This is a genomic window from Aquabacterium sp. UBA2148 (assembly GCF_002328915.1).
GTDB classification, from domain to species: Bacteria; Pseudomonadota; Gammaproteobacteria; order Burkholderiales; family Burkholderiaceae_C; genus Aquabacterium; species Aquabacterium parvum.
Genome location: NZ_DCXA01000281.1, coordinates 1 through 1,453 on the forward strand (window position 1 = coordinate 1; position 1,453 = coordinate 1,453).

The window sequence follows — 1,453 nt, forward strand, 5'->3', positions numbered from 1 at the left end:
GCCGGGTTGAAGAAGGGCGAGAAGTTCTTGTGCAGCTCGGTGCCGATGAAGGTCAGCCAGCTTTGCAGCTGGTAGCGCGCCAGGCTGCCGTTGGGCGGGGCCAGCTTGAGTTCGGGTTTGAGGTCGGCCAGGTATTGCACGATGGCCGGGCCTTCGGTGAGCAGCTCGCCGCCTGGCAGCTGCAAAGCTGGTACGTAGCCCTTGGGGTTGATGGTCAGGAAGTTGGCGCCACTGGCCGTGACCTTGGTCTTGAGGTTGACGGCTTCGGTCTCGTGGGCGACGCCGATTTCTTCGAGCACGATGTGCGGCGAGAGCGAACAGACGCCGGGGGTCAGGTAGAGCTTCATGGAGCGGGTCCTGGTGGGTTCTGAAAATGACCGACGCATTCTGCGCCGCTTGCTCAAGCCCCGGCGGCGCGCAAGGGTTTGGCCAATGTGTCAGGGAGTTGGTCGATGAAAGCCAGCACCGCATCGGCGAACAATTTCGGCTCTTGAACCGTGATCCAGTGGCCGGCGTCGATTTCCTGGCGCACATAACCTGGGGCCCAGCGGTGCAGGTTCTCGCTCAAAGCTGGGCTGACGAAGTGGTCGCGCAGCGGCACGATCACCTGCACCGGGGCGTGCGCGATGCGCTCGCGCGGGTGGATCAGGCAGGGGAACACGTTGGCACGGTAGAGGTTGACGCCGTTCGCGCCGTCGTCGGCCTGGGTGGGCCGGGGCTGGATCTGAACGCCTTCGAGCCAGCGCATCAGGCGTGGCCAGTTGGGGCCGGTGAGGTGGCGCCACATGAGTTCGGGCACGGCCGGCAGGTGAAACAGGTACACGTACCAGGACTTGATCAGCTGCAGCGTCAGGCGAAACAGGTGCGTGGGCGTGGGTTTGCCCAGTTGTTCGCGCATCCAGTGCCCCATGTGGTCCAGGCAGGGGCCGGAGCACGAGGTGTAGGACGCGATGCGGCCTTTCAGCAGGGGCTCGGAGACGAACTCCCAGCTCTGGACCGAGCCCCAGTCGTGCGCCACCAGGTGCACGGGCTGCCTGGGGCTGACGGCGTTGATGACGGCGGTGAAGTCGGCCGTCAGGCGAGCGAGCTTGTAGTCCTGTTGGCGCGTCGGGCGGAACGAGGCGCCTGCACCGCGCACGTCGTAGGCGATGACCTGGTAGCGCTTGGACAGGTGCAACGCGACCTCGTCCCACTTGTGGCGGTTGTCGGGATATCCGTGCACCAGCACGACAACGGGACGCGAGCGATCGCCCCAGCGCTGAACGGCGAGCTGCCCATCAGGGCCCTGGACGAAGAAATGCTCGGTGGGGATGGGGCTCATGCGTGGGGCTTCCGAAACGGCTGGGCAACCCCGCATGCTAACGACCTGTCGGCCGATCCGTGGCAGTTTTCGCGACAGCGTGGGCAACGCAGGCGACAACCGGGGGCAGGGATGCCCCGGCTGTCGGCAGGC

The 1,453-nt window shown here is 65.7% G+C and carries 2 protein-coding genes; both read right to left on the reverse strand.

Annotation, left to right across the window (positions count from 1 at the left end; genetic code table 11):
• Positions 1-347, reverse strand: a 347-nt coding sequence (locus B2W70_RS15745) for a glutathione S-transferase N-terminal domain-containing protein (protein ID WP_286747088.1), incomplete at its 3' end; no start/stop codon positions are given.
• A gap of 53 nt (positions 348-400) precedes the next feature.
• Entirely contained in the window at positions 401-1,321 is a 921-nt protein-coding gene (locus B2W70_RS15750) for an alpha/beta fold hydrolase (protein ID WP_414631082.1), read from the reverse strand.
• Positions 1,322-1,453: the final 132 nt, after the last annotated feature.

What these genes read in the sequence shown, in the direction of transcription:
- B2W70_RS15750 (WP_414631082.1), bottom strand. Translation starts at nt 1,321, where the DNA reads ATGAGCCCCATCCCCACCGAGCATTTCTTCGTCCAGGGCCCTGATGGG.